Below are 18,944 nucleotides of genomic sequence, written 5' to 3' on the forward strand. Positions count from 1 at the left end.
CGATCGCTCTCATGGCTGGACGTGCAGCGTCAGGCTTTGCGTGGCGGCCATGGCCGAGCTCTGCGCCGCGGTGGTCTGGTTGTAGGCCAGGTAATGCTCGCTCCAGGTGGCGGTCAGGCTGCAGCGGATCGGGCGGCTGATGTCGTTGCTGCAGTTGACCGTGGCCGCGTAGGTGGGAAAGTGCGCCGCCATCTCCGCGGCCCAGTGCTGTACGTCGTAGGCGGCTATCTGGATCGGCGTGCAGGCCGCGCTGGCGCAGTCCGGCGCGGCGGTGCTGAGCGCGCCGGTGCTGTCGGTGACCGTCGTGCCGGACAGCGTGAACGTCTGCGGCGCCGTGCCGGCCGCCCAGAAGCCGCGGTTGCCGTGCATCGCCGCGGCCAGGCTTTCCAGTTGCAGCGCCACCAGCGAACGCCCGCGCGCAACCTGCGTATTGGCGAGCGCCGCCGCCTGCATCTTGGCCAGTCCGAGCAGCCCCACCGAGGTGATCACCAGCGTGATCAGCACCTCGATCAGCGACAGTCCGCGCGCCATGCGGTGCCGGCGCAGGCTGCGGTTGCGTCCGGTCACTGGCATGCACCCTCCCCGGCGCGCTGGATGGTCTGCCGGCCGGCGATATTGATGGCGATGCAGCGCGTGGCCTCGGCCGCCACCGGGCTGGTGCGCAGCGTCATCGTCAACGCGCCGCCGGGCAGCACGGCAAAGCCATCGCGGTTAAAGGTCAGGAAGGCCGCCCCGGCCGGCGTGGTGAAGGTGTCGGTGGCGGACCAGCCGGCGCGGTAGTGCAGCAGCTCGTCGGCCGGCGGCGCCGCGTCCACCGTGCCCGAGCCATTGCGGTCGACGAAGGCGATCCAGCCGCGCGCCCAGTTGCCGGCGCCCAGGCAGGCGGTGCCATTGGCGGACGGGCACACGCTGACCGGCAGGCCGCGCTTGATGGCCTCGCTGCGCGCGAGCTGCAGGGTGCCGACCATCGACTGGATCTCGCTGTCGACGCGGCTGGTGCGCAGCAGCGAGACGAACGAAGGCGTGCCGATCGCGGCCAGGATCGCCACCATCACCACCACCGCCATCAGCTCGACCAGCGTCAGCCCGCGGCAGCGCCGGCGCAACGCGACCGGGCCGGGCATGGCCACATCGTGGTGAGAGCGGGGAGGCGCGGTATCGCGAAGGCGAACCGTCGCCGGCATGTCAGCGCGCGGGCAGAGGTGCCGCCGCCGATGGACAAGGAACTGCCAGGATGACCCTATGCATGTTGACCCCCGATAAATGGCTTTGTTATCTGGGCAAGGCACTCCGCTCTGACGGCGGAAAGGCCAGCCCGCACCCGAATTCTTGTTCTATGCCTCGCTGCCGGCCGGGTGGCTGGCAACGGGATGCTGCAGTTCGAACCGAACCGCGAACCGGATAGCGGAATCGTTACGACTTTGCAACACCCGCGATAGTGGGGAATTTGATATTTCCTGTCAATTGCATCGTGCAGCGTTTGGCGGCGGCGAGCCGGCAAGGCGTTGGGCCGCCGCAACTGGCCGCAGGCAAGCCTCAGAATCGGGCGCGGCATGCCCGCGCTTAACACAATGGTGCGGATCTTTCTGCTTTACGTTTGGGCACGTTCGCGGCGGGGAGGGCTGGCTAATCTGGGCCCATCGCCTTCACAGCCCTTGCCATGTCCTTATCCGCAATTCGGCGTCGACTGCCGCCGCCGGCCACCCCGCAACCCAGGCTCCAGCGCGCCTACGCGCTGGTCGAGGCGCTTGGCGCCCTGACGATCGTGCTGGCCGGACTGCTGCCGACGGCGCTGGCCGGCAGCACCGGACTGGGCTGGCTGCGCCAGCTGGAGCGCCTGGCGCAGGCCACGCGCAACGCGGCCGACGATGCCGAGCTGGGCCGTTGCGCGACACCGCTGGCCGCGGTCGCGGCCATCGTGCCGATGCCGGATGCCGGCGGCTGCCTGCCGGCCGGGTCGACATGGGGGCGACCATGAGCAGCCCCATTGACGCCCGGACCTCGCCGACCCGCCTGCGCGGCTTCTCGCTGGTCGAGTTGATGGTCGGCATGACGCTTGGCCTGATCGCCTCTGCCGCGGCCGGCGCCGCCTTCCTGAACGCGCACGCGGCCTACCTCGCCAGCACCGACCGCGTGCTGGTCGAGGAACGCGGCCAGCGCGCGCTGGCCATTCTTTCCACGCTGCTGCGCCAGGCCGGCTGGCCGGGCGAGCCGGCGTCCGGCAGCGCCAGCACCGACCAGCCCGCGGTCAGCGGCGCCGACAATTGCGGCCAGCCCGCCTTGGCCGCCGTGCCTGCGTGCGCCAGGGCCGCCATCGGTCTAAGCGACGCGCTGCTGGTGCGCTTCAGCGGCAGCAGCCTGCCCGCCGCGCCGGCCCAGCCGGACGACACCATGACCGACTGCAGCGGCTATCCGGTCGCTGCAAGCGCGGCGGCCGCCGCGGCAAACCCCGGCTACGTCGCCCAGAACCTGCTCTATGTGGCGGCTGGCGCCGATGGCGTGCCGCAACTGCTGTGCCGGTACCCGGCCCGTCGCAATGGCCTGATCGACGGCAGCGGCTGGACCTCGGGGGCGCTGGTGCGCGGCGTGGAGTCGCTGCAACTGCGTTATGGGCTGGACCTGGACCAGGACGGCCGCCCCGAGCGTTTCGAGACGGCATCGGCAATCCCGCCACTGGGCGATGCCGCATGGCAACGCGTAGTGGCGGTCCAGATCGCCATCGCCGTGCGGGGCGACCGTCCGGGGTCGGCCGGCTTGGTCCGGGGCAGCGGCGCCGACACGCTGCCGCCGCCCGGCACTGCCGCGGCGGACCTGCCGCCCGCTGCACCGGCGCAGGCCGGTACCACACGCCGCGTGTTTACCGCCACGGTGCGGCTGCGCAATGCGCCCCGCTGCCAGGAGACCCTGTGCTAGCGCGCTGTCTGCCACGCCTGCGCCATGCCGGCGCCGTCACGCTGCTGCTGTGCGGAACCCTGCTGCTGATGGTGGTGCTGATCGCTGCGGCCACGCTGCAGATGCTGCTGTCCGGGCGGCAGCTTGCCGTCATGCAGCGCGAACGCGAACTCGCGTTCCGCGCCGCCGAGGCGGCCTTGCGCGATGGTGAGGCCGATTTGATGGCGGCCGCCACATCGCCGGACGCGCACGACCGACTGGCCCTGTGGCCGGCGCCGGGTCGCTGCGGCAGCGGCCGGCAGGCGGGCCTGTGCCGGCCCGCGCTGGCCGGACCGCCGGTGTGGCAGCCGTGGCTACGGCCGGATGCCGATGTCGACGCCGTCGGCGTGCCGCTGGGGCGCTTTACCGGCGCGGCGCTGCCGGCGGGCGCGGACACGCTGGAACCGCCGCGCTATGTCGCAGAGATTCTGGATGAAGCACCGGCCGGCTACGGCGCGCCGGACCCCGCTGTCGCCATCGCCCCGTGGCCGCGGATCCGTGTGACCGCGATCGGCTTCGGCCCCACGCGCGCCGTGCGCGCCCTGTTGCAAAGCGTGATCCAGCCATGACCCGCCTCGCCCGCTGCGCGCTCTTCTGCCTTGCCCTGATGCTGGTTCCCGCGTGCCATGCCGCCGGATCCGAAGCGGGCCGGCTGCCGCTGGCCTACCGGACCGCGAACGGCGCCTACCCGTGGACCGGGCGCTTGTTCGCCATTTGCTGGCAGGACCTGACGCAGGCGCCCTCACCCCACCTGTGGGAAGCCGGCGACCGCCTCGACCGCCGGACAGTGCCGTCGCGACGGCTATTCACGTATGCGGCACCGTACGGCGAGACGGCGCGCGCCATTGTGCTGCAATGGGATGCGACCACCGAAGCCTTGCGCATCGGGGACAGCGCCTCGATCAACTGGCTGCGCGGCGACCAGACCCACGCCGGCCTGCGCCCGCGCGATACGCGCCTCGGCAATGCCGCAGGCGCACGCGTGCGGGTGGTGGCGCCGCCGGCCTGGTCGCCCGGCAAACCCGGCCACGCCGGCTTTCGCCTGCGCTACAGCCTGCGCCCGCACGTGGCCTGGCATGGCACCGCCGACGGCCTGCTGCACGCCTTCGATGCCGCGACCGGCGACGAGCGCGCCGCGTACCTGCCGGGCGCGCTGCTGCCTTATGCCGTGGCCATGCCGGCCCCCGGCACGCCAACGCTGCCGCCGCCATGTCCGCGCCCGGAAGCGCACGACGTCACCTTGCGCGGCGAATGGCGCACGGTGCTGCTGTGCGGCATCCCGGCCAATGCCGCCGCCGGCAACCCCGCCGCGGTCTTCGCGCTCGACGTCACCGATCCCGAAGGACAGCTGCCGTTCGTGCCGATCTGGGAGATCGCCGCGACCGACGCGCTGCCACTGGCCGCGCGCGGGCCGGTACGCGCGGCGGGCATCCGTGGTCCGGATGGTTTGCGCTGGTTCGCGGTCGTGATCCTCGAAGCAGGCACCAGTGGCGAGGCGGGCGCTGCCCGCGCCGGACTTGCCTTGCTGCCACTGGACAAGCCCGCCAGCGCCGCATGGGGCGGGCAGTACGCGATCCGCACCTTGCCCTTGCCGGAGCGCGATTGCCTGGGCGGCCCACCGGCCAGCAGGCTGGTGGCGGTCAGCGTGCTGTCCGACATGACCGGTGCCGCGCTCGCGGCCTATGCCACCGACGATGCCGGCCAGCTCTGGCGCTTCGCGCTCGCCGACGCGCCGCAGGCCGGCGCAGGCCCTGCCGCGGCCTGCCTGTACCGGATGCAGGTATCCGCGCAACCGGCCAGGGAAGAAGCCCCCGTGCTGCTCGGTTCCCCGAGCGCGCCCGTGGTGGTCTACGGCGCCGGCAACGAACTGGCCGCAGTGCCCGATGACCTTGCCACGCGCAGCGCCTCGGCACGCACGCCCCGGCAGGTCACGGCCCAGGCAGCTGACAACGGCCACATCCTGTGCGCCACGCCCGGCGGCGCGCAGGATATGGGCTGGCGCCTGACCCTGCCCCATGCCGGCGAACAGCTGATCGAGATCGAGCCGGTCTTCCCCGGTTACCTGCTGTTCGTGACCCGCACGCCCGATGGCGCGCAGCGCAGCTACCTGGTACTGGCGGCGACCGGGGAATCCGTCGTGCAGCGCAACTCCGGCGAGCGCCTGCTGGTCGCCACCGGCCAGTTGCTGCCGCCCGGGGCCACCGTGTTCACAACCCGCACCGAATTGCCCGGCACGCCGGCGCAACCGGGCGGTGCCGGGCGCCAGGCGTTTGCCGTCTCGGTGTGGTCGGCCACGGACAACGCCGTCACGCAGATCGCGCAAACGCTGGCCACGCGCCGCACCGGGCGCCTGCGCTGGCGCGAGATCGTCGGCCCGGCCAGGGAGGATACGCCATGATGACCCTGGCAACGGCCTGCCGGCGCAAGCCCGGCTTCAGCCTGATCGAGCTTGTGGCGGCGCTGGCCGTGCTGGCCATCCTCGCGGCCATCGCCGTGCCCGCGTGGCACCGCCATCTGGCGCGCGGCTGGCGTGCGCAGGCCCGCACCGCGCTGACCGGCGCGATGCTGCAGCTGGAGCGGCAAGCGCTCGAGACCATGACCTTTGCCGCCGCGCCCGGGTCCGACATGGTTGCCGGCGAGTGGCCGCTGCGCGTGCCAGCCAATGACCCGGTGCGCCATCTGGTAAGCGCCGCCGCTTGCCCGCAAGCGGAGCTCGATAGCTGTGTCGAACTCCGTGCCGTTCCGCAAGCCGCGGACCCCGAATGCGGCACGCTGATCCTGCGCAGCACCGGCCAGTGGCTGGCGCTGCCCGATGGCGCTGCGGTCCCGCAACCGTTGCCGCCCCATTGCTGAGGCCACGATGAACACACGATGGCATGCCGGCAGGCCTCGACGCACGGGTGGACTGACGCTGGTCGAACTGGTCGCCGGCCTGGTAATTCTTGGCGTGTTCACGGCCGCGGCCTATCCGTTCTTCAGCGGCATGCTCGCACGCCAGCAGGTCACGCTGGCGGCCGACCGGCTGGCGATGTCGCTGGCGCTGGCGCGCGCGACCGCGCTGTCGCGCCGCGTCGAGGTGACGCTGCAGCCGCTGCCGGGCGAGTCCACGCTCAGCCCGGGCTGGCAACTGGTGACGGCCGGCGCCGGCCCCGGCCAGATGGTGGTGCTGTCGGTGGTCGAGCCCGGCACGCCGTGCCTGTCCGTGGCCCTTCGGCAGACCGTGCGCGGCGCCAATGTGCTGAAATTCCTGCCTGTGGGATACTCTCGTTCTGAGCAGGGCGGTTTCCAGGCCGCCACCTTCACGCTTGGCTGCCGTGGCGAACAGCGGCAAGTCAGGCTGGGCGCGCAGGGACGTATCCGACTCTGCACACCCGGCCGCGACGCCGACTGCGAGGCGGAATCCTCCGAACCGCCATGACCTGGCAGCCCTGCCACCTTCCTACCACCTGAACGCAGCGCCAAGGCCCAAGGCCCACCGATCGCCGAATGTTTTCCGATACCGACCACGCCGCCATGCAGCAGGCGCTCGCGCTCGCCGCGCGGGGCATGTTCAACACCACGCCCAATCCGCGCGTCGGCTGCGTGCTGATCAAGGACGGCCAGGTCATCGGACAGGGCTTCACCCAGCCGGCCGGGCAGGACCATGCCGAGATCCAGGCGATGAAAGACGCGCTGGCGCGCGGGCTCGATCCGGCCGGTGCCACCGCCTATGTCACGCTGGAGCCGTGCAGCCATTTCGGCCGCACCCCGCCGTGCGCCGATGCGCTGGTGCGCGCCGGCGTGGCGCGCGTGGTCGCGGCGATGGAAGACCCCAACCCGTCGGTCTCCGGGCGCGGCCTGCAGCGGCTGCGCGATGCCGGCATCGACGTGCGCTGCGGCCTGCTGGAAAAAGAGGCGCGCGACCTGAATATCGGCTTTGTCTCGCGCATGACGCGCGGACTGCCGTGGGTGCGCGTCAAGGTGGCGGCGTCGATGGACGGCGGCACGGCGCTGCACGACGGCACCAGCCAGTGGATCACCGGCCAGGCCGCGCGCGACGACGGGCACGCCTGGCGCGCGCGCGCCTGCGCCATCCTGACCGGCATCGGCACCGTGCGCGACGACAATCCCGCGCTGACGGTGCGGGCCATCGCCACGCCGCGCCAGCCGCAGCGGGTGCTGGTCGATTCCCGCCTCGAAGTGCCGCTCGACGCGCAGATCCTGACGCCGGATACCGGCGAGTTCGCCAGGCCCGTGCTGGTGTTCTGCGCGGTCGAAGACCGCCAGCGGCAGCGCGCGCTGGAAGGCCGCGGCGCCGAAGTCGTGGTGCTGCCCAACCCGCACGGCAAGGTCGAGTTGCGCCGCATGCTGGAAGAACTCGGCCGGCGCGGCATCAACGAATTGCATGTCGAGGCGGGCTTCAAGCTCAACGGTTCGCTGGTGCGCGAGCATTGCGCCGACGAGCTGCTGATCTACCTCGCCCCCAAGCTGCTCGGCGATGCCCAGGGCATGTTCAACCTGCCGCCGCTGGCGCGGCTGCAGGATGCCGAGCAGTTCCACTGGCATGAAGTCCGGCAGATCGGCGACGACCTGCGGCTGATCGCGCGGCGCAACGATGCCTAGCGCCAGCACGCCGGCAGCCAATCCGGAATTCCCAACACCTCAAGCACAAGACTCCACCATGTTTACTGGCATTGTCGCGGCGGTCGGCCGCATTGAATCCGTGACCCCGCTCGGCGCCGCCGCCGACGCCGGCGTGCGCCTGCGCATCGCCGCGGGCGGGCTCGACCTGTCGGATGTCATCATCGGCGACAGCATCGCCATCCAGGGCGCCTGCATGACCGTGATCGCCATGGCGCCCGACGCGTTCGAGGTCGAGGTCTCGCGCGAATCGCTGGACAAGACCGTGGGGCTCGACCGCGCCGGCCGCGTCAACCTGGAGAAGGCGCTGCGCCTGGCCGACCGGCTCGGTGGCCACCTGGTATCGGGGCACGTTGACGGCCTGGGAGAAGTGGTGCATTTCGCGCCGGTGGGCGAGTCGCACGAGCTGCGCATCCGCGCCCCGCGCGAGCTGGCGCGCTACCTCGCCTACAAGGGCTCGGTGGTGGTCAACGGCGTGTCGCTGACCGTCAACCGCGTCGCCGACGAGGCCGACGGCTGCGAGTTCTCGATCAACCTGATTCCGCACACCGTCGAAGTGACCACGCTGCAAGAGCTCAAGCCCGGCGCGCGCGTGAACCTGGAGATCGACCTGATCGCGCGCTACGTGGAGCGGATGCTGTCTGCCGCCCAGGCCCCGGCGTAAGGCGGGAGTAAGGCGGGGGAGTAAGGCGGAGCCTGCCGGCCAGGCGCCGCAGCCTGCACCCCTGCCCGCCCCGTCACCGACGCGCAGCACTTTCGCGGCCTGCGCCTCCCGCGTGGGCCGCCTTGGCGTACAATAGCCGGCTTGACTGGGCAGCCTGCCGGGCGTATATGGCCCCGCCGGCCCGGCCCGAAGCCCCGCCTCAGTCCGGCCGCTTTCCACCGCGGCCACGGTTCCTGCCACAGCCATTCGCCTGATTTCCGCCCCAACCTGCCGTTCAGCACGCCATGACAATCGCCCGTACCGAAGACATCATTGCCGACATTCGCGCCGGCCGCATGGTCATCCTAGTCGACGAGGAAGACCGCGAAAATGAGGGCGACCTGGTCCTGGCGGCCGATTTCGTCACGCCGGAGGCGATCAACTTCATGGCCAAGCATGGCCGCGGCCTGATCTGCCTGACGCTGACCGCCGAGCGCTGCCGCCAGCTCGACCTGCATCCTATGGTGAGCCGCAACGGCACCCAGCACGGCACCAACTTCACCGTCTCGATCGAGGCGGCCGAGGGCGTGACCACCGGCATTTCCGCCGCCGACCGCGCCCGCACCGTGCAGGCCGCCGTCGCCCGCGATGCGAAGCCAGCCGACCTGGTCCAGCCCGGCCATATCTTCCCGCTGACGGCGCAGCCCGGCGGCGTGCTGATCCGCGCCGGCCATACCGAGGCCGGCTGCGACCTGGGCGCGCTGGCCGGCCTGACGCCGGCGGCGGTGATCTGCGAGATCATGAAGGACGACGGCACCATGGCGCGCCTGCCCGACCTGGTCGAGTTCGCGCAGGAGCATGACCTGAAGATCGGCACCATCGCCGACCTGATCCACTACCGCAGCCGCACCGAGAGCATTATCGAGCGCGTCGGCGAGCGCGCCATGCAAACCCCGTACGGCACCTTCCACAGCATCGCCTACCGCGACAAGCCGACCGGCCAGGCCCACCTGGCGCTGGTCAAGGGCAAGCCCACGCCGGAACAGGAAACGCTGGTGCGCGTGCACGAGCCGTTCTCGGTGCTGGACCTGCTGGAAGTGAAATGCACGACGCACTCGTGGAGCATCCCGGCGGCGATGCAGGCGATCGCCGAGTCCGAGCGCGGCGTGATCGTGCTGCTGAACTGCGGCGACACCGTCGAGCAGCTGTTCACGCAGTTCAGCGCGCTCGACGCGCCGCAGTCGCGGCCGCGCCGCAAGCCCGACCTGCGCACCTATGGCATGGGCGCGCAGATCCTGAAGGATGTCGGCGTCGGCAAGATGCGTGTGCTGGCCGCCAAGCAGCGCATGCCCAGCATGACCGGCTTCGACCTGGAAGTGACCGGCTACCAGCCGATGAGCGGCCAGGCCGACTGAGCCGGCCCCAGGACCGAGCCATCCCCCAATACCCGGGCCGCGGCGCCTGCCGCCGCGGCCCTCCCGAAAACTGGAGAACTGAACAATGGATCACGGCTTCTACCCCAGCAACCTCGACGGTGAAGGCCTGCGTATCGGCATCGTGCAGGCGCGCTTCAACGAGCCGGTCTGCGCCGAACTGCTCGAGGCCTGCGTGGCCGAGCTGGAACAGCTCGGCGTCGAGGGCGAAGACACCCTGGTGGTGACCGTCCCGGGCGCGCTGGAAGTCCCGCTGGCGCTGCAGAAGATGTGCGAGAGCGGCCAGTTTGACGCGCTGGTCGCGCTGGGCGCCGTGGTGCGCGGCGAGACCTATCACTTCGAGCTGGTCTCGAACGAGTCGGGCGCCGGCATCACCCGCGTCGGCCTGGACTTCAACGTGCCGATCGCCAACGGCATCCTGACCGTCGACACCGACGAGCAGGCCCATGCCCGCACCCGCGAAAAGGGCCGCGACTGCGCCCGCGCCGCGGTGGAGATGGCCAACCTGGTGGCGGCGCTGGATTCGCTGCGCGGCCAGGAAGACGAAGACGAGGACGACGATGAGTGATACGTCGAACACCCCGGACGACGCCGGCAAGGGCGCCGGCGCCAAGCCCGCCGCGGCCCGCACCGAAGCCAAGGCGCCGCCCAAGAGCGCGCGCCGGCGCTCGCGCGAGCTGGCCCTGCAGGGCCTGTACCAGTGGCTGCTGAACCGCAACGACATCGGCGCGATCCAGGCCCACCTGCATGACGCCCAGGGCTTCAACAAGGCCGATCGCGAGCATTTCGACGCGCTGCTCAATGGCGCCGTGCGCGAAGAGGCCCGCCTGACCGCCGCGTTCGAGCCGTTCCTGGACCGTTCCGTCGACGAGCTGTCGCCGGTCGAGCGCGCCGCGCTGCTGGTCGGCAGCTATGAGCTGGTGCACTGCCTCGACATCCCGTACAAGGCGGTCATCAACGAAGCGGTCGAGCTGACCAAGACCTTCGGCGGCGTCGAGGGCTACAAGTACGTCAACGGCGTGCTCGACAAGCTGGCCGCCCAGGTGCGCGCCGCCGAGGTGGCCGCGCGCCGCTGAGCCGCCCCGGCCGAACTCACCGCCGCGGCCCCGCCGTGCCGTCGCGCTGGCCTGGCGCCAGCGCCGATGAAGACGACACCCGCCGCGGCGGGTGTTTTCATTCCTACTGATCCCTTTGCTGAACGGGCCTCCTGCCCGCCCGGAACACCATGGACTTGCAGCACCTGGCTACCGCCTCCCGCCTCGCCAACATCGACGCCTTCCATGTGATGGAGCTGGCCAAGCAGGCCGCCGCGCTGGAGCGCGCCGGCCGCCATATCGTGCACATGGGCATCGGTGAGCCGGACTTCACCGCCGCCGAGCCGGTGGTGCGCGCCGCCGAGGCCGCCATGCGCCGCGGCGTCACGCAGTACACCGGGGCGCTCGGCATCCATCCGCTGCGCGAGGCCATCGCCGGCTATTACCAGACCGCTTACGGCCTGGAGATCCCGGCGCGGCGCGTGATCGTCACCGCCGGCGCCTCGGGCGCGCTGCTGCTGGCGTGCGCGGTGCTGGTCGAGATCGGCGCCGAAGTGCTGATGCCGGACCCGAGCTACCCATGCAACCGCCACTTCGTCGCCGCCTTCGACGGCGTCGCGCGCATGATCCCGAGCGGCCCGGCCGAGCGCTTCCAGCTGACCGCCGCGCAGGTCGAGGCCAACTGGGGCGAGCAGACCCGCGGCGTGCTGCTGGCGTCGCCGTCCAACCCGACCGGCACCTCGATCCTGCCCGACGAACTCGCGCGGATCCTGCAGGCGGTGCGGGCGCGCCACGGCTTCGCCATCCTCGACGAGATCTACCAGGGCCTGTCCTACGATGCCGCGCCGGTGTCGGCGCTGAGCCTGGACCCGAACGTGGTCACGGTGAATAGCTTCTCGAAGTACTTCAACATGACCGGCTGGCGCCTGGGCTGGCTGGTGGTGCCGGAGGCACTGGTCGAGGCCTTCGAGAAGGTGGCGCAGAACCTGTTCATCTGCGCGTCGGCGGTGGCGCAGTACGCCGCGCTGGCGTGCTTCACGCCCGAGGCGCTGGCCATCTACGACGAGCGCAAGGCCGAATTCCGCCGTCGCCGCGACCTGATCGTGCCGGCGCTGGAGTCGCTGGGCCTGCGCGTGCCGGTGCGCCCCGACGGCGCCTTCTATGTGTATGCGGACTGCCGCGGCGTCAACCACCCCGCCGCCGGCGACGCCGACCGCCTGACGCAGGCCATGCTGCACGACGCGGGCGTGGTGATGGTGCCGGGGCAGGACTTCGGCCCGCATACGGCCCGGGACTACATCCGGATCTCGTACGCGACCTCGCGCGAGAATATCGAAGAGGCGATGGCGCGGCTGGGCAAGCTGTTCCGCTGACCACACCCGGCCGCTGCGGCGGCGGGCAAAAGAAAAGCACCCCGCGGGGTGCTTTTCTTCTGGGCGATGCCGGGCGCCAGGCTCAGGCGTTGTGCGGCCCGTTATTGGCTTCCAGCTTCTCGGTCGGCGCGTGCTCGACCGGCGCCTTGTCCTCGGCCGCAGGCTTGTCGGCATTGGCGGGCGCGCTGCGCACGCCGATCAGCTGGCGCAGGCGGGCGCGCTCGGCCAGCACCTTGGCGCCGTAGCCGCCGTCGGTGGCCGTGGTGGCGCCGACGTAGTACTTCAGGCCACCCTCGAGCGAGCCGGCGCGGGCGATGCAGTCCTTGAGCACCAGCGCGCCGATCTTGATGTTGGCGTACGGGTTCAGCGCCGCGGACACGCCGCCGACGGCTTCGTACTTGTCCTGGTGGACCTTGGTCATGACCTGCATCAGGCCCTGCGCGCCCATGCCGCTTTCGGCGTACGGGTTGAAGCTGGACTCGATCGCGATCACGCCCAGGATCAGCAGCGGATCGATGCCGACCTCGCGCCCGGTCAGGTAGGCCGCCTTGACCAGCTGCGCGGTAGCCTGCGCCGCCACGCGGTACTTGCGGGCGATATAGTCCGCCACCGCGGCCTGCTCGCGCGCGCTGCCCAGCGTGGCGCCGGTGCTGCGGGCGTCCATGGCCACGCGCGTCACCGGGATCTGCGCGGCCAGGTGCGCGACCGACGGCACCTTGGTATTGGCCGCCAGGCTCCATTCGTCGACGCCCGACACGGTCGGCAGGCCGAGCTTGCCGCCGCGGCCAGCGCCATAGCCCAGCTTGGCCGCCGCGACGTCCGCCGTGCTGGGCGGGACGGCGCTGGATACGGCCGGGCTGTGGGCCGGGCCGTGCGCAGCGGGAGCAGTGCCGGCATGCGCGGGCGCGGCCACGGCGGCGCTCACCAGCACCGCCGGCGCTTCGTCGCCGGCCAGCAAGGCGGCCAGCGTGGTTCGCCATTCCTGGCTCACCGACAGCGACACCGCCGAAACCACCGCCATCACGCCCAGGCTGTTCAGGGCGTACTTCAGCGTCGTGCGGCCACCGCGCAAGGCGCGGCCCGCGACCGGATGCGCGAGGCGGACCTGCAATGCCCGACTCACTCCGGGTACCGGCTGTCGAAGGCGGACCTGCAGGGCCCGCCCGATGCCGGGAAGATGAAGGGTTTTCCAACCGCTCATGCTTACCTCCATCCGTTGCCCGCTTCGCGTGCCCGACTGCGGCATGCGCCCGATCTCAACGTACTCAAGTAAGGATGCCGCGCCGTCTAGCAGTGACGACCAAGCACCTGTTGGCAGGGCGCTCCCCATGCGCCCAACTGGAAACAGGCCGCGCCCTGGGGGAGCGCTACCTGCCACGACTTAACTCTCTACACTCCGGCAAGTCGCCGGAGGCGACCGGTCACCCGCCATGCGCGCGGGTCTATGACATCGGTCCTTGCTGGAGGGACTTTCTGGCACGTTGTTTTGATGTGCACCCCTTGACACAGGGGGAAAATCCATGTTGCGACGCAACACTCCATGGAGCAGACCGGATTGTAGAAACGGTGTTATATCCCGTCAAGAATAATAAATCGATAATTCACTACTTCCAGTTATTTGTAACAAGGCGGTTTTGGTCGGTCCGGCATCACTCGGACGCCCGCAAACGCAGGCGTGGCCTTGGCTCGCCGCGTTACGGCCCGCCCCGGGGCGGGCAAAAAACTTACAATTTCCGCGGCACCGGCCGGACGATTTTTTTGCCGCCGCCCCGAGGAATGTGTATCGTCACCGACCTGACCGCCGCCTCCCTGATCCGGTGCGCAATGCCGCACCACAACAGAATTCACCATGCAATACAAAGACTTGCGCGATTTCATCGGCCAGCTCGAAGGGCTCGGCGAGCTGCGGCGCATCGCCCGCCCGGTGTCGCCCAACCTGGAAATGACCGAAATCTGCGACCGCCTGCTGCGCGCCGGCGGCCCCGCGGTCGTCTTCGAGCAACCTGCGGGCGCTCCCCATGGCGACATCTATAGCGTGCCGGTGCTGGCCAATCTGTTCGGCACGACACGCAGAGTCGCATTTGGCATGGGCGCCGAATCGATGGAAGACCTGCGCGACATCGGCCGGGTGCTGTCGGCGCTGAAGGAACCGGAGCCGCCGCGCGGGCTGCGCGAGGCCGGCAAGCTGTTCACGCTGGCCAAGTCGGTGTGGGACATGGCCCCGAAGCGCGTCAGCAGCCCGGCCTGCCAGGAGGTGGTGTGGGAAGGCAACGACGTCGACCTGGCGCGCCTGCCGATCCAGACCTGCTGGCCCGGCGATGCCGCCCCGCTGATCACCTGGGGCCTGGTCGTGACCAAGGGCCCGCACAAGAAGCGCCAGAACCTTGGCATCTACCGCCAGCAGGTGATCGGCCGCAACCAGGTGATCATGCGCTGGCTGGCGCACCGCGGCGGCGCGCTCGACTTCCGCGAGCATGCGCTGGCCAACCCCGGCAAGCCCTTCCCGATCGCGGTGGCGCTGGGCGCCGACCCGGCCACCATCCTGGGCGCGGTGACGCCGGTGCCCGATACCCTGTCCGAATACCAGTTCGCCGGCCTGCTGCGCGGCAGCCGCACCGCGCTGGCGGGCTGCCTGACGCCGACGCTGTCCGAGCTGAGCGTGCCGGCGTCGGCCGAGATCGTGCTGGAAGGCCATATCCAGCCCGATCCCAACCACCCGTCCGGCTACCAGCACGCGCTCGAGGGTCCGTTCGGCGACCACACCGGCTACTACAACGAGCAGGACTGGTTCCCGGTCTTCACCATCGACCGCATCACCATGCGGCGCGACCCGATCTACCACTCCACCTACACCGGCAAGCCGCCCGACGAGCCGGCCGTGCTGGGCGTGGCGCTGAACGAGGTGTTCGTGCCGCTGCTGCAGAAGCAGTTCCCGGAAATCACCGACTTCTACCTGCCGCCCGAGGGCTGCAGCTACCGCATGGCGCTGGTGCGGATGAAGAAGCAGTACGCCGGCCATGCCAAGCGCGTGATGTTCGGCGTGTGGAGCTTCCTGCGGCAGTTCATGTATACGAAGTTCATCGTGGTGGTCGACGACGATGTCGACGTGCGCGACTGGAAGGAAGTGATCTGGGCCATCACCACCCGCGTCGATCCCAGCCGTGACACGGTGCTGGTCGACAACACCCCGATCGACTACCTCGACTTCGCCTCGCCGGTATCGGGGCTCGGCTCCAAGATGGGCATCGACGCCACCGACAAGTGGCCGGGAGAAACCACGCGCGAATGGGGCACGCCGATCACCATGGATGCCGCGGTCAAGGCCAAGGTCGACACCCTGTGGGAAACGCTGTTCGACCGCCCCGCCGGCCGCTGATGGCAGCCGGCACGCGCCGGCAGCGATCCGCCGTTATCATGTCACGCTGATACCGGGCGCCCGCGACGGCGCCCGCGGCCAACCATCGCACCATCCGATGCCCGCGGCAGACGGGCCCAAGGAGGAGACATGACCACCGCCGCCCCGCTTGCCGAAGGCAACCTGATGTGGACGCCGTCCGAGGCGTTCCGCGACCGCAGCCAGATCGCGCAGTTCATGCGCTGGCTGCGCACCGAACGCGGCCTGGCCTTCGACGACTACGACAGCCTGTGGCAGTGGTCCGTCACCGAGCTCGAAGCGTTCTGGGACGCGGTGCGCGCCTACTTCGACGTGCGTTTCGACACCCCGGCCAGGCAAGTGCTGGACCGGCGCACCATGCCGGGCGCGCGCTGGTTCGACGGCGCCACCCTCAACTATGTGCAGCAGATGTTCCGCCATGCCGGCAGCGGCAGCGCGCGCCAGCGCACCGCCATCCGCCATGCCGGCGAGGCGCAGCCGCTGGCCGATATCAGCTGGCACGCGCTCGAGGCCCAGGTGGCCTCGCTCGCGCACGCGCTGCGTCAGATGGGCGTGCAGCGCGGCGACCGCGTCGCCGGCTACCTGCCCAATATCCCTGCAACCGTGGTCGCCTTCCTGGCCACCGCCAGCCTCGGCGCGGTCTGGTCCGGCTGCGCGCCCGACATGGGCCAGGTGGCGGTAGTCGACCGCTTCCGCCAGATCGCGCCCAAAGTACTGATCGCCGTCGACGGCTACCGCTACGGCGGCAAGGCCTACGACCGCGCGCCGGTGCTGGCCGAGCTGGTCGCCGCCCTGCCCTCGCTGACCGACCTGGTGCTGGTGCCGCAAACCGGCAGCGGCGCCGCGACGCCCGCCGGCGTGCGCGTCCACGCCTGGCAAGACGTGCTGGCGCACGACGTGCCGCTGGCGATCGAGCCGGTGCCGTTCGACCATCCGCTGTGGATCGTCTATTCGTCCGGCACCACCGGCATGCCCAAGCCGATCGTGCACGGCCACGGCGGCATCGTCATCGAGCAGCTCAAGCTGATGGCGTTCCACAACAACCTGGGCCCGGACGACGTATTCCACTGGTACAGCAGCAGCGGCTGGATCATGTGGAACGCCCAGGTGGCCGGGCTGCTGCTCGGCACCACCATCGCGCTCTACGACGGCAACCCGGCCTGGCCCGACGCCGGCGTGCTGTGGCGCTTCGTCGACGATGCCGGCGTGACCCTGTTCGGCGCCGGCGCGGCGTTCTTCACCAACTGCATGAAGGCCGGCATCGAGCCGGCGCGCATCGCCGACGTGTCGCGGCTGCGCGGACTGGGCTCGACCGGCTCGCCGCTGCCGGTCGAGGCCTACGACTGGATCTACCGCCATGTACGCGAAGACATCTGGCTGGTGCCGATGTCGGGCGGCACCGATTTCGCCGGCTCGTTCGTCGCCGGCTGCCCGCTGCTGCCGGTCTATTCCGGCGAGATGCAATGCCGCTGCCTGGGCGCGAAGGTGGAAGCCTTCGACGACCACGGCCAGCCGCTGGTCGACGCGGTCGGCGAACTGGTCTGCACCGAGCCGATGCCGTCGATGCCGCTCTACCTGTGGGGCGACACCGATGGCCAGCGCTACCGCGACAGCTACTTCGACACCTATCCCGGCGCCTGGCGGCATGGCGACTGGATCAAGATCACCAGGCGCGGCGGCGCGGTGATCTACGGGCGTTCCGACGCCACCATCAACCGCCACGGCATCCGCATGGGCACCAGCGAGCTGTACCGCGTGGTCGAAGACCTGCCCGAGGTGATGGACAGCATGGTGGTCGACCTCGAATACCTGGGCCGCGAATCGTATATGCCGCTGTTCGTGGTGCTGCGCGAAGGCATGGTGCTCGACGACGCGCTGCGCGACACCCTGCGCGCGCGCATCCGCAGCGCGCTGTCGTCGCGCCACGTGCCCAACGAGATCGTGCAGGCGCCCGGCGTGCCGCGCACGCTGTCGGGCAAGAAGATGGAGGTGCCGATCAAGAAGCTGCTGCTGGGCCATGCGCCCGAGAGCATCGCCAATCGCGACGCCATGGCCAACCCCGACACGCTCGACTGGTACTTCGACTACGCCGCGCGCTTCCTCAAGGCGCGCCAGGCAGAGTCGGCCACGACCTGAGCCCCACCACATCGTCCAGGGCCATGCACAACCTGCCAACCGAAGACTTCCAGGGCCAGCCGCTGGTGCGGATCGGCCAGGCCGATTCCTGGCTGCTGCTGGCGCCCCAATACGGCGCGCGGCTGGTGCGCTGGGTGCACCGCGGGCAAGACCTGCTGTACTGGCCCGACGCCGCCGACTGGAGCCGCCCGGCCAAGATCCGCGGCGGCAATCCGCTGCTGTTCCCGTTTATCGGCCGGCATTTTGTCGACGGCAACGCCGGGCAGTGGCGTGACGGACAAGGGACGATCCACACGCTGTCGCAGCATGGCTTTGCGCGCGACCTGCCGTTCGAGGTCAGCGCCATCGACCCGCAGGCTGCGATCACGATGACGCTGCGCGACAGCGAGGCCACGCGCGCCGGCTATCCGTTCGCCTTCGTGTTCGACGTGGTCTACACCTTGCTGCCCGACGGGCTGGAGGTAACGCTGCGCACCGCCAACCCCGGCACGCAGCGCCTGCCCTGTTATCCCGGCCACCACTTCTATTTCGCACTGCCCCACGCGCAGCGCAGCGCGGCGTCGCTGGCGCTGCCCGACACCGAGCGCAGGCGCCAGTTGCCGGATGGCAGCCCCGGACCGGCCGAGTCCGGCGATTCGACCTACCAGCTTGACGATCCACGGCTGCAGGACACGTTCCACGTCTTCCGCGGCAGCCCCGCGGCGCAACTGGCCATGCCGGGCCGCAATATCCGCTTCGAGCTCGACCTGCCCGGCAGCGCGCCCTGGCATGCCGTGACCACGTGGTCCGAAACTGAAACCTCCGACTTCTACTGCGTGGAACCGTGGGTTGGACTGCCCGATGCCATCCACCACGGCCACGGCTTGCGCTGGATCGAGCCCGGCCAGGCGGAAAGCGCGGTGTGCCGGCTGCGCGTATTCGGTTGATTCAGCAGCGCCGCTCAGTGCTCGAAATCCAGCCCGCCGATCAGGATCCGCGGGTCGGCCTGCGACAGCGAGCGGAAATCGATGCCGCGCGGCTCCTGCCACGCCCGCAGCTTGGCCGGCAGCGCCGCCAGGTAGCCGGCAAAGCGCGCCTCGCCGCCCGCGGCGAACAGGCGCTGCACCTCCAGCCCATCCCACGCCAGCGTGATATCGAGCGCATACGGATGGCGCCGCAACTCCGGCGGGCCGTCCCCGGTCAGGCGCAGGCGCGGCGGCATCCCGGGTCCATCGGCAGGCAGCGGCTGGAGTTCCACGCGCCGATGCTGCTGGCCGATCGCGTCGGCGATGCGCGGCAGGCATTCGGCTTCGAAGCGGGCGAAGAAGTCGGTGGTCAAGGTGGGGGTGTCCGAAGGTTGCGGCAGAGGTGGCGGCGCACTGGTCGTGCGCCATCGTGCCA

The 18,944-nt window shown here is 70.4% G+C and carries 19 protein-coding genes; 15 read left to right on the forward strand and 4 right to left on the reverse strand.

What is annotated here, in order from left to right; all coding sequences use genetic code 11:
• Positions 1-9: 9 nt before the first annotated feature.
• A complete protein-coding gene (gene pilV / locus A2G96_RS18035) occupies positions 10-573 on the reverse strand; it encodes a type IV pilus modification protein PilV (protein ID WP_231909596.1) in 564 nt (187 codons plus the stop codon).
• Positions 564-1,124 (reverse strand): GspH/FimT family pseudopilin, encoded by a 561-nt coding sequence (locus A2G96_RS18040; protein ID WP_062801453.1) that lies wholly within the window; start codon positions 1,122-1,124, stop codon positions 564-566. Before A2G96_RS18040 ends, pilV begins: the two co-directional genes overlap by 10 nt.
• Positions 1,125-1,660: 536 nt before the next feature.
• Between A2G96_RS18040 and A2G96_RS18045 the strand changes: the two genes are divergently transcribed.
• From A2G96_RS18045 to A2G96_RS18100, 12 genes are all read left to right on the forward strand, one after another.
• Positions 1,661-1,978 (forward strand): hypothetical protein, encoded by a 318-nt coding sequence (locus tag A2G96_RS18045; protein ID WP_062801454.1) that lies wholly within the window; start codon positions 1,661-1,663, stop codon positions 1,976-1,978.
• Positions 1,975-2,913 carry a PilW family protein gene (locus A2G96_RS18050; RefSeq protein ID WP_231909597.1) on the forward strand — a complete coding sequence of 313 codons (939 nt, stop codon included), beginning with the start codon at positions 1,975-1,977 and terminating at the stop codon, positions 2,911-2,913. The genes A2G96_RS18045 and A2G96_RS18050 overlap by 4 nt, the downstream gene beginning before the upstream one ends.
• Positions 2,907-3,500 (forward strand): pilus assembly PilX family protein, encoded by a 594-nt coding sequence (locus A2G96_RS18055; RefSeq protein ID WP_062801456.1) that lies wholly within the window; start codon positions 2,907-2,909, stop codon positions 3,498-3,500. Before A2G96_RS18050 ends, A2G96_RS18055 begins: the two co-directional genes overlap by 7 nt.
• Positions 3,497-5,329 carry a pilus assembly protein gene (locus A2G96_RS18060; protein WP_062801457.1) on the forward strand — a complete coding sequence of 611 codons (1,833 nt, stop codon included), beginning with the start codon at positions 3,497-3,499 and terminating at the stop codon, positions 5,327-5,329. The genes A2G96_RS18055 and A2G96_RS18060 overlap by 4 nt, the downstream gene beginning before the upstream one ends.
• Positions 5,329-5,784 (forward strand): type IV pilin protein, encoded by a 456-nt coding sequence (locus tag A2G96_RS18065; RefSeq protein ID WP_062802238.1) that lies wholly within the window; start codon positions 5,329-5,331, stop codon positions 5,782-5,784. The genes A2G96_RS18060 and A2G96_RS18065 overlap by 1 nt, the downstream gene beginning before the upstream one ends.
• Positions 5,785-5,791: 7 nt before the next feature.
• Positions 5,792-6,349, forward strand: a complete 558-nt coding sequence (locus A2G96_RS18070; protein ID WP_062801458.1) for a GspH/FimT family pseudopilin — start codon at positions 5,792-5,794, stop codon at positions 6,347-6,349.
• A gap of 68 nt (positions 6,350-6,417) precedes the next feature.
• Positions 6,418-7,533, forward strand: a complete 1,116-nt coding sequence (ribD, locus tag A2G96_RS18075; RefSeq protein WP_062801459.1) for a bifunctional diaminohydroxyphosphoribosylaminopyrimidine deaminase/5-amino-6-(5-phosphoribosylamino)uracil reductase RibD — start codon at positions 6,418-6,420, stop codon at positions 7,531-7,533.
• 58 nt (positions 7,534-7,591) lie between these two features.
• Positions 7,592-8,215 carry a riboflavin synthase gene (locus tag A2G96_RS18080; protein ID WP_062801460.1) on the forward strand — a complete coding sequence of 208 codons (624 nt, stop codon included), beginning with the start codon at positions 7,592-7,594 and terminating at the stop codon, positions 8,213-8,215.
• A 284-nt stretch (positions 8,216-8,499) separates the two neighbouring features.
• On the forward strand, positions 8,500-9,609 hold the full coding sequence (gene ribBA, locus A2G96_RS18085) for a bifunctional 3,4-dihydroxy-2-butanone-4-phosphate synthase/GTP cyclohydrolase II (RefSeq protein WP_062801461.1): 1,110 nt from the start codon (positions 8,500-8,502) through the stop codon (positions 9,607-9,609).
• An 85-nt stretch (positions 9,610-9,694) separates the two neighbouring features.
• Positions 9,695-10,195, forward strand: coding sequence for a 6,7-dimethyl-8-ribityllumazine synthase (gene ribH / locus A2G96_RS18090; RefSeq protein WP_012353576.1), 501 nt, complete (start codon positions 9,695-9,697; stop codon positions 10,193-10,195).
• Entirely contained in the window at positions 10,188-10,703 is a 516-nt protein-coding gene (gene nusB / locus A2G96_RS18095) for a transcription antitermination factor NusB (protein ID WP_062801462.1), read from the forward strand. Before ribH ends, nusB begins: the two co-directional genes overlap by 8 nt.
• Positions 10,704-10,852: 149 nt before the next feature.
• Complete coding sequence (locus A2G96_RS18100; protein ID WP_062801463.1) at positions 10,853-12,034, forward strand: pyridoxal phosphate-dependent aminotransferase; 1,182 nt, start codon at positions 10,853-10,855, stop codon at positions 12,032-12,034.
• A gap of 82 nt (positions 12,035-12,116) precedes the next feature.
• Here the strand turns inward: A2G96_RS18100 and A2G96_RS18105 are convergent, their stop codons facing one another.
• Positions 12,117-13,235, reverse strand: a complete 1,119-nt coding sequence (locus tag A2G96_RS18105; protein WP_062801464.1) for a lytic transglycosylase domain-containing protein — start codon at positions 13,233-13,235, stop codon at positions 12,117-12,119.
• 648 nt (positions 13,236-13,883) lie between these two features.
• Between A2G96_RS18105 and ubiD the strand changes: the two genes are divergently transcribed.
• The 3 genes from ubiD to A2G96_RS18120 all read left to right on the forward strand — a co-directional run bounded on the left by ubiD (position 13,884) and on the right by A2G96_RS18120 (position 18,490).
• Positions 13,884-15,410: a 4-hydroxy-3-polyprenylbenzoate decarboxylase gene (gene ubiD / locus A2G96_RS18110; RefSeq protein ID WP_062801465.1), complete on the forward strand. Its 1,527-nt coding sequence runs from the start codon at positions 13,884-13,886 to the stop codon at positions 15,408-15,410.
• Between the two features lie 129 nt (positions 15,411-15,539).
• Complete coding sequence (locus A2G96_RS18115) at positions 15,540-17,564, forward strand: acetoacetate--CoA ligase (RefSeq protein WP_062801466.1); 2,025 nt, start codon at positions 15,540-15,542, stop codon at positions 17,562-17,564.
• Between the two features lie 23 nt (positions 17,565-17,587).
• Entirely contained in the window at positions 17,588-18,490 is a 903-nt protein-coding gene (locus A2G96_RS18120) for an aldose epimerase family protein (protein ID WP_062801467.1), read from the forward strand.
• A 14-nt stretch (positions 18,491-18,504) separates the two neighbouring features.
• Here the strand turns inward: A2G96_RS18120 and A2G96_RS18125 are convergent, their stop codons facing one another.
• Complete coding sequence (locus tag A2G96_RS18125) at positions 18,505-18,882, reverse strand: DUF5594 family protein (protein WP_062801468.1); 378 nt, start codon at positions 18,880-18,882, stop codon at positions 18,505-18,507.
• Positions 18,883-18,944: the final 62 nt, after the last annotated feature.

Source organism: Cupriavidus nantongensis (assembly GCF_001598055.1).
In the GTDB taxonomy this organism is placed as follows: Bacteria; Pseudomonadota; Gammaproteobacteria; order Burkholderiales; family Burkholderiaceae; genus Cupriavidus; species Cupriavidus nantongensis.